Genomic DNA, 7,636 nt, shown 5'->3' on the forward strand with positions numbered 1-7,636 from the left:
GGACACCGTGCCGACCTTGTTCGTGCCACCGGCCGGGTCGGCCACCACCGCGCCGCCGTTGTTGCCGAAGTCAGTCAGCGTGTAGGTCTTCGCGCTGTCATCGAACGTGAGCGCCCAGGACGGCGCCGGCGGCGGCGTCGAGGTCGTGTTGTACGCCTGCTGCGCGGTGGCGGAGGCGGCGTTCGCGTTGCCGGCCAGATCGGTGAACGTCCCCGCGGCCACGCTGACCGCGACGGTTCCCGTCGAGTCGGCCGGGGGTGCCACCACGAGGGTGGCGTGCGTGGCGTCGACGCGAACGAACGCGCCCTTGGTGCCGCCGGTGGCCACGACGTCATCAGCGGTGAAACTGGTGCCGACGTCCCTGTTGAACGCGAAAGCGAACGTCACGTCCCCGGTCGCGGTTGCGGTCCGGATGTTGTCGGTGATGGCAACCGTCAGCGGCGTCGTGGTGTTGAACCCCTGCCGGGCGCTGGCGGCCGCGGTGTTGGCGGTGCCCGCCAGATCGGTGAACGTGGCCTCCGCCATGCTCACGTTGATGGTTCCGCTTGCGTTCTCCGCGGGCGGCACCACCAGGGTGGCCGTCTTGGCATTGACGCGGGTGAAGGATCCCCTCGACCCACCGGTGACGACGATGTCGTCGGCGGTGAAGCTGCAGACATCCTCGCTGAAGGTGAACGTGAACGTGACCTTGCCGGTGGCCGTGTCGCCATCGACGTTGTCGGTGATGGCGACCGTGGGAGGCGTCGCGTCGTCAGAGGGATAGAGTTTCACGCAACTGGGAATTCCGACCCCGGCCTGCGTCACCGGCAACCCCTTGTCGTTGATGACGCGGTCAAGGGTTCCAGCGCCCAACTGGACGGTCAGCAGGTTGTGCAGCTTCACGCCCGGCTTGCGGGGCACCTCGAAACCGACCGAGGCGTGGATGGTGGGATCGACGTTGTTGAAGACGTAGCTGCCACCGCCCCACAGCTCGTTCGTGGTCACGGTGTCGGCGACCTTGTAACCGGCCCAGCCCAGGACGCCGTCGTGCTGCCAGGCTGCCTGGTTGGGGGCGTCATAGGGCAGTTCGTTCTGGAAGAAGACGGTCCTGCCGTTCTCCCCGTTCCAGATCACGTTGTACTGCTGGTAGTGCTCGACGAAGAGTCCGGTGGCGGTGACGTTGTCGCCGTTGATGATGACACCGTTCTGTCCGGTGTTGATGGTCCAACCGACGCTGCCGGGTTTGCCGTGATCGGCACGCCACGCCCAGATGTCATCGAGAATGGTGTTGTCGGTATTGACCTCCAGGCTGACCGTCGCCTTGCCCACGTGCGGGCCGCCGATCCGGAAGAACACGTCCTGCAGGGCGGTCGGGTTGGCCGGGCTGCTCGTCCCGCGATGGCCGGACTTGGTGCCGATTTTCAGCAGCACCGGTGAGTTCTTTGTTCCCGCATCGATCGTGATGCCGGCGATGTCGATGCCCTGGACGTCGGCGGTGGTCATGACCACTGCACCGTTCACTGCCGTCAAGGTGGCCAGGCCCATGCCGAGCACCACGGTGTCCGCGGCCTTGACCGCGATCGTCTTGTCGACGTCATACACCCCGGGCGTGAACAACAGGTTCAGGCCTTTGGCGAGCTTGCTGTTGATCGCGGACACCGAGTCGGACGGCTTCGCGACGAAGAACTTGGACAACGCGATCGCGCGCCCGGGCGTCGGTCCGTTCTCCCAGGTGGTTCCGGAGTAGTTGGTCCTGGGAGCCGGCACGAAGACCTGCCACGCGCCCGCGGAATCGATGAACAGGTAGGGCTTCTCCCGGCTCGCCGGGCTCTTGGCGAGGGTGGTGTACGGCGGCTCGGGGTAGGACTCCGCCGGTGCGCCCTGAACCCCGGCGAACACCTGGTTCCACACGCCGTTCGACCAGGCGCCAATGCTGCTGTCCCGCACCAGGTACTGCTGCTGAGAGCCGTTGATGATATCGCCCGTCTTGGAATCGGCGATGAAGCCGCCGCTGGCGTATTGCGGCCCGTCGGTGCAGAAGTCCATCAACGACAGCTTGCCGCCGGTGATGTTGACCCGCCGCATCGGCGAGGCCTGCGATGCGGCCCAGAAGTTGGTGCCGGCCCGGCAGCCATCCAGTCCCGTGACGTTGATCGTGAGGTTCGACACCGAGCGCCAGAAGCTGTCCAGCGCAAAGCACCCCGTTTCCGTCCTGCACCGGTTGTAGACGTCCACGTGGCCGTTGATCGTGACATCCGTCGGCGAGGCGCCCAGGCCCGCCACCTCGGTGTAGTAGCCGACCTGGATGATGAGGGGTTTCTCGGCGCTGCCGTAGATGCCGGGCTTGAACAGCAGGGAGTACCGGTTGGTTCCCATTTCGTCATTGACCTGTTTGGCGGAAATGGCGTCAACCGCGGCCTGGATATCGGCCACGGGCATGCTCGGGTCGAAGATTCGAACGTTCGGGCCGAAGTCCGGGGCGGCCGCGGGCGTCGGTTTGGCCGCGGCGGCGAGGGCCGCATCGGGGGCCACCACCAACCCTGTGCCGGCAGTCAGCACTCCCAGCAGGACGGCAACGCCGCCGGCGATAACCCGCATGCGGAAGCGAGAGGTCTTCCATATCCGGGTCTCTGCAGCCACGCGGCCGGGTCGGAAATGGAATAGCGACATCGCTGGTCCTGCTCTCTATGAAGGGTGCAGGCTCCGGTTTGCGGTGAAGACCACATCCGTGAGAGCGCTCCCACAGGAGAGGGTAACACCCTCGACCCAGGCCCGGCAAGAGCTCGTCGCCGATCTCAGACTGCGGGCTGGATGCCTGCAAGAAGCGCCCGTGCACCGGCATAACTCCTGCAGATCGTCGCCCCCGGTCGGAAGTGCCGCGTGATTCCGGCACGCGGCCGCCTGCGCAACCCAAATTGCAGGAGTTATGCGCGCAGCCGCGGGGAGACGGCGGGCCGGAGGGCAGGGCGGGTTAGCGGGCGGCGGGCGGCGACGGATGCCGGTGCGCCGCCAGGGCGGCCGCCGCGAACGCCGTGGCCGTGCCGCGTGCCCGGAGGCTGACCTGGCTGCCGACGACGGTGCCGGTGGTGCCGTGCTGCCTGACGTGCACGATGGTCCCCGGGCTGCCGGCCACGTGCAGCCGCACCGCGAGCTGCACCTCGGCGCCGTAGAAGTCGACCGCCTCGACCTNCGACGACGGTGCCGGTGGTGCCGTGCTGCCTGACGTGCACGATGGTCCCCGGGCTGCCGGCCACGTGCAGCCGCACCGCGAGCTGCACCTCGGCGCCGTAGAAGTCGACCGCCTCGACCTGGCCGGTGCAGGCGCCCGCGCCGTCGGCGTCGCAGGGCTCCACCACGATCTGTTCGGGGCGGAGCATGATGCAGGCGTCGCCGTGCAGGGTGGTGGGGGCGACGGCGACCTGGCCGAGGGCGCAGCTGGCGACCCCGTCGCCGATGGTGGCGGGCAGCACGACGGCGTCGCCGAGGAACCGGGCGGTGAACAGGTCCACCGGCCGCCAGTAGACTTCCCGCGGCGAACCGACCTGGCCGAGGTGGCCGTCGCGGAGCACCGCGAGCTGGTGGGCGAAGCTCATCGCCTCGGCCTGGTCGTGGGTGACGAGCACCGTGGTGATCCCGGCGCGATCGAGGGTGGCGGCGACGATGTCGCGGGTCGCGGCGCGCAGCCCGGCGTCGAGGGAGGAGAACGGTTCGTCGAGCAGCATCACCTTCGGGCGGCGGGCGAGCGCGCGGGCCAGGGCGACGCGCTGCTGCTGGCCGCCGGAGAGCTCGTCGGGGCGGCGGTCGGCGAAGCCCTGGTCGAGCGAGACCATGCCGAGGAGTTCGGCGACGGCCTTCTTGCGCTCCCGGCGGGTGCCGCCGCGGAGGGCCGGGCCGAGGCCGAAGGCGATGTTCTGCCCCACCGTGAGGTGCGGGAACAGGGCGCCGTCCTGGGCGACGTAGCCGATTCCGCGCCGGTGTGCCGCGACGGAAACGCCGGGGCCGGCGACCGGGCGGCCGTTGACGGTGATCGCGCCGGCATCCGGAAGCTCGAAACCGCTGATCAGGCGCAGGAGGGTGGTCTTGCCGGAGCCGGAGGAGCCGACGATGACCGTGCGGCTGCCCACCGGCACCGTGAGCGAGACCCGGTCGAGGATGGTCGTGCCGCCGAAGCTCTTGCTGACGCCGGCGAGTTCGATCGCGGCCCGCCCGGCCGGCATCCGTTCGCCCGCCACACCCTCACCCTCGGCCGCGCCGGCCAGGTCCACGGCCGTCACGAGACGCTCGTCAGCCGGGAGCGGGCGAACAGGAGGTAGGTCACCGGCAGGCTGAGCGCGATCATCAGCAGGGCGTAGGGAGCGGCGCCGACGTAGTTGATGTCGTTCACCTTCGACCAGAACTGGATCGCCAGGGTGCGGGTGCCGCTGGGGGCCAGCAGCAGGGTGGCGGTCAGCTCGGTGACGATGCCGAGGAACACGAGCGCGCCGGCGGCGAGCGCCGACGGGGCGAAGAACCGGACGGTCACGCTCAGGAACGCCCCGATCGGGTGCTTGCCGAGCGAGCGGGCGGCCTCCTCCAGGCCCACCGGCACCTGGGCCAGCCCGGCCCGCAGGTTCACGAGCGCCCGCGGCAGGAACATCAGCAGATAGGTCGCGATCACGAGCACGACGGTCTGGTAGAGCGGCTGCACGAAACGGATGCTCACCGTCACCAGGGCGAGCGCCGTCACGATCCCGGGCAGCGAGCTGGTGAGGTAGTTGACCGACTCGAGGCCGCGCGCCAGCCGGCTGGGGTAGCGCACCGCGAGGAACGCGATCGGGAAGGCGAGCAGGCAGGTGGCGACCGCGCCGACGAGGCCGTAGCCGACGGTCTGCAGGAAGGCTTCCGCGACGACGCCGTCGGCCCAGACGGCGGGGCCGCCCCGGACCAGCCAGCGGATCACGCTCGTGAACGGCACGCCGATCGACAGCACGACCAGGCCGCCGAGGACGAGGTAGCCGAGCGGGGTGAACCGGCCGAGGGAACGGCGAGGAGCGGTGCGGGCCACGCCGGAGCCGATCCGGGCGTAGCGGGCGCGACCCCTGGCGCCGGATTCGCCGACCAGCAGGAAGAGGCAGCAGAGCACGAGCACGCCGGCGAGGGCGTTCGCCGCCGGGCCGTTGAAGGTGGACCGGTACTGCTCGACGATGGCCGTGGTGAAGGTGTCGAAGCGCACCATCGCGAAGGCGCCGTACTCCGCGAGCAGGTGCAGCCCGACCAGCAGCGACCCGCCGAGGATCGGCAGTCGCAACTGCGGCAGGATCACGCGCAAGAACACTCCCCAGGCGCCGCTGCCGAGCGACCCTGCGGCCTCCTCCACGGTCGGGTCCAGCCGCCGGAGCGCCGCGGCGCAGGGCAGGTAGACCAGCGGGAAATAGGACAGGGTCGCGATCAGGACGCCGGACCAGAGCCCGTTCAGCGACGGGATGGCGCTCACCCAGCCGTAGCTGTTCACGAACGCCGGCACCGCGAGCGGCGCCGCCAGCAGCACGGCGAACACGCGGCCGCCGGGCAGCGAGGTGCGGCCGACCAGCCAAGCCGCGCCGACCCCGATGGCCGCGCAGAGCGGGACCGTGATCACGACCAGGCCGACCGTGTTGACGAGGAGCTCGCCGACCCGGGGCCGGAACACCAGCGCCGCGAGCTCCGGCCAGCCGGTGAGGATGCCGGTGACGATCACATAGCCGAGCGGCAGCAGTCCGAGCAGCGAGACCGTGCACGCCACCGCGACGATGAACGGGGAGGGGCGCCGGCCCACCCGGCCGACGGCATCCGCGCGCGCCGGACCCGCGTCGGCAACCGGGCTCTTCGGCGGCAGGGACGCGGGATCCGGGCGTTCGGGCGCCGGGCTCACGGGTGGCAGGGTGACGGACATCACGGTCGAGTTTACAGAAGCCCGGCCTGGGTCATCAGATCGGTGACCTTGGTGCTGTTCAGCTTCGACGGGTCGATCTTCGGCGCGTCGAGGTCGCTGATCGGCAGGAGCGCGGGATCCGCGCCGACCCCGTCGGCGATGGGATATTCGAACGAGCCGCCGGTCTGCAGGATGGTCTGGCCGGCCTTACCGGTGATGAAGGCCAGGAACGCCTGCGCGGCCTCCGGATTCGGGCTCGACTTGAGCACGCCGCCGCCGGACACGCTGACGAACGCGCCGGGGTCCTGGTTCTTGAAGTAGTGCAGCTTGGTGTTCCCGCTGTTCTCGCCGGTGCCGGCCTGGTCACCGAACCAGTAGTAGTGGTAGATCACGCCGCCGGGGATCTCGCCGGCGTTGATGGCCTTCATCACCGTGCTGTTGCCCTTGTAGACGACGGTGTTGCTCTTCATCGCCGTGAGCCAGGCGGTCGTCGCCGACTCGCCCTTGAGCTCGAGCATGGCGCTGACGATGGCCTGGAAGTCGGCGCCGGAGGGCGAGGCCGCCCAGCGGCCCTTCCAGCTCGGGTCGGCGAGGTCGAGCAGGGACTTCGGCAGCTGGTCCTCGGTGAGGAGCGCCGGGTTGTAGGCGAACACGGTCGAGCGGGCCGCGATGCCGGTCCAGTTTCCGGAACTCGGCTGGAACTGTTCCGGGACCTGCGCGAGGGTGGCCTCATCGACCGGGGTGAAGAGCCCGGCGTTGTCGACGAGGCTGATCGACGGGGAGTTCTCGGTGAGGAAGACGTCGGCCTTCGACGCGGCCCCCTCCTGCACCAGCTGGTTGCCGAGCTCGGGGTCGTCGCCGTTGCGCAGCGTGACCTCGACCCCGGTCTCCTTGGTGAACTCGTCGGCCCAGGCCTGGGTGAGCTCCTCGTGCTGCGCGTTGTACACGGTGATGGAGCCGGACGGCTTGCCGCCCGCGGATGCTTCGGGGCCGGATGCCGCGCCGTTGGAGCTGCAGGCTGTCGCGCCCAGCAGGGTCACCCCGGCGATACCGGCGATCATGGCCCATCTGCGTGTCAGGTTCATCGTGTCGCATTCCTCGTCTGTCGTGCGGGCGTCTCCCGCGGCATTAGGTAAGCCTACCCTAAAGAAATTGGGGAATCGGTCGGCTGGTCAACTGCGTGACGACGGCGGCAGCGGTGAGCGCTACAGTTGCGCCGCTGCGCGCCAGGCGCACTTGGCGCGCACCGGCGCAACAGGCGCGCTCACGACGCCCAGGCCCGGCCGCAGCATCCGGTCACGCCGCGGACGGAGATCGGGTCAGCGCGGGGGCATCCGGATGGCGCCGTCGAGCCGGATCGTGTCGCCGTTGAGCATCGGGTTCTCGACGATGTGCCGCACCAGCGCGGCGAAGTCGGCCGGGTCGCCCAGCCGGGCCGGGTGCGGCACGGATGCCGCGAGCGACTCGCGCACGCTGTCCGGCAGCCCCTGGAGCAGCGGGGTGTCGAAGATGCCGGGCGCGATCGCGACCACCCGGATCAGCGACCGGGCGAACTCGCGGGCGAGCGGAAGCGTCATCGCGGCGACCCCGCCCTTCGACGCCGCGTAGGCCGCCTGCCCGATCTGCCCGTCGAAGGCCGCGACGGAGGCCGTGTTGATGATCACGCCGCGCTCCGGGATGCCGGCCGGCCCGCGGGGCGCGGAGCCGGCCCCCTCGCCGGTGCCGGCTCCGGTGCCTGCGCCGGTGGCGGTGCCTGCGCCGGTGGCG

At 70.1% G+C, this 7,636-nt stretch carries 5 protein-coding genes; all 5 read right to left on the minus strand.

What is annotated here, in order from left to right:
* The coding region (locus E3T48_RS10165; RefSeq protein WP_420898365.1) for an Ig-like domain-containing protein at window positions 1-2,577 on the minus strand (2,577 nt) is incomplete at its 3' end.
* Window positions 2,578-2,903: 326 nt separating this feature from the next.
* The gene (locus E3T48_RS10170; RefSeq protein WP_134523950.1) at window positions 2,904-4,196 is read right to left on the minus strand and encodes an ABC transporter ATP-binding protein; all 1,293 of its coding nucleotides are present in this window, start codon (window positions 4,194-4,196) and stop codon (window positions 2,904-2,906) included.
* 53 nt (window positions 4,197-4,249) lie between these two features.
* On the minus strand, window positions 4,250-5,890 hold the full coding sequence (locus E3T48_RS10175) for an ABC transporter permease (RefSeq protein WP_134523951.1): 1,641 nt from the start codon (window positions 5,888-5,890) through the stop codon (window positions 4,250-4,252).
* Between the two features lie 11 nt (window positions 5,891-5,901).
* A complete protein-coding gene (locus E3T48_RS10180; RefSeq protein WP_134523948.1) occupies window positions 5,902-6,954 on the minus strand; it encodes an iron ABC transporter substrate-binding protein in 1,053 nt (350 codons plus the stop codon).
* 234 nt (window positions 6,955-7,188) lie between these two features.
* Window positions 7,189-7,636: SDR family NAD(P)-dependent oxidoreductase (locus tag E3T48_RS10185; protein ID WP_134523949.1), on the minus strand; the 448-nt coding region annotated here is incomplete at its 5' end.

Origin of the sequence: Cryobacterium fucosi (assembly GCF_004403515.1) — a bacterium.
GTDB classification, from domain to species: Bacteria; Actinomycetota; Actinomycetes; order Actinomycetales; family Microbacteriaceae; genus Cryobacterium; species Cryobacterium fucosi.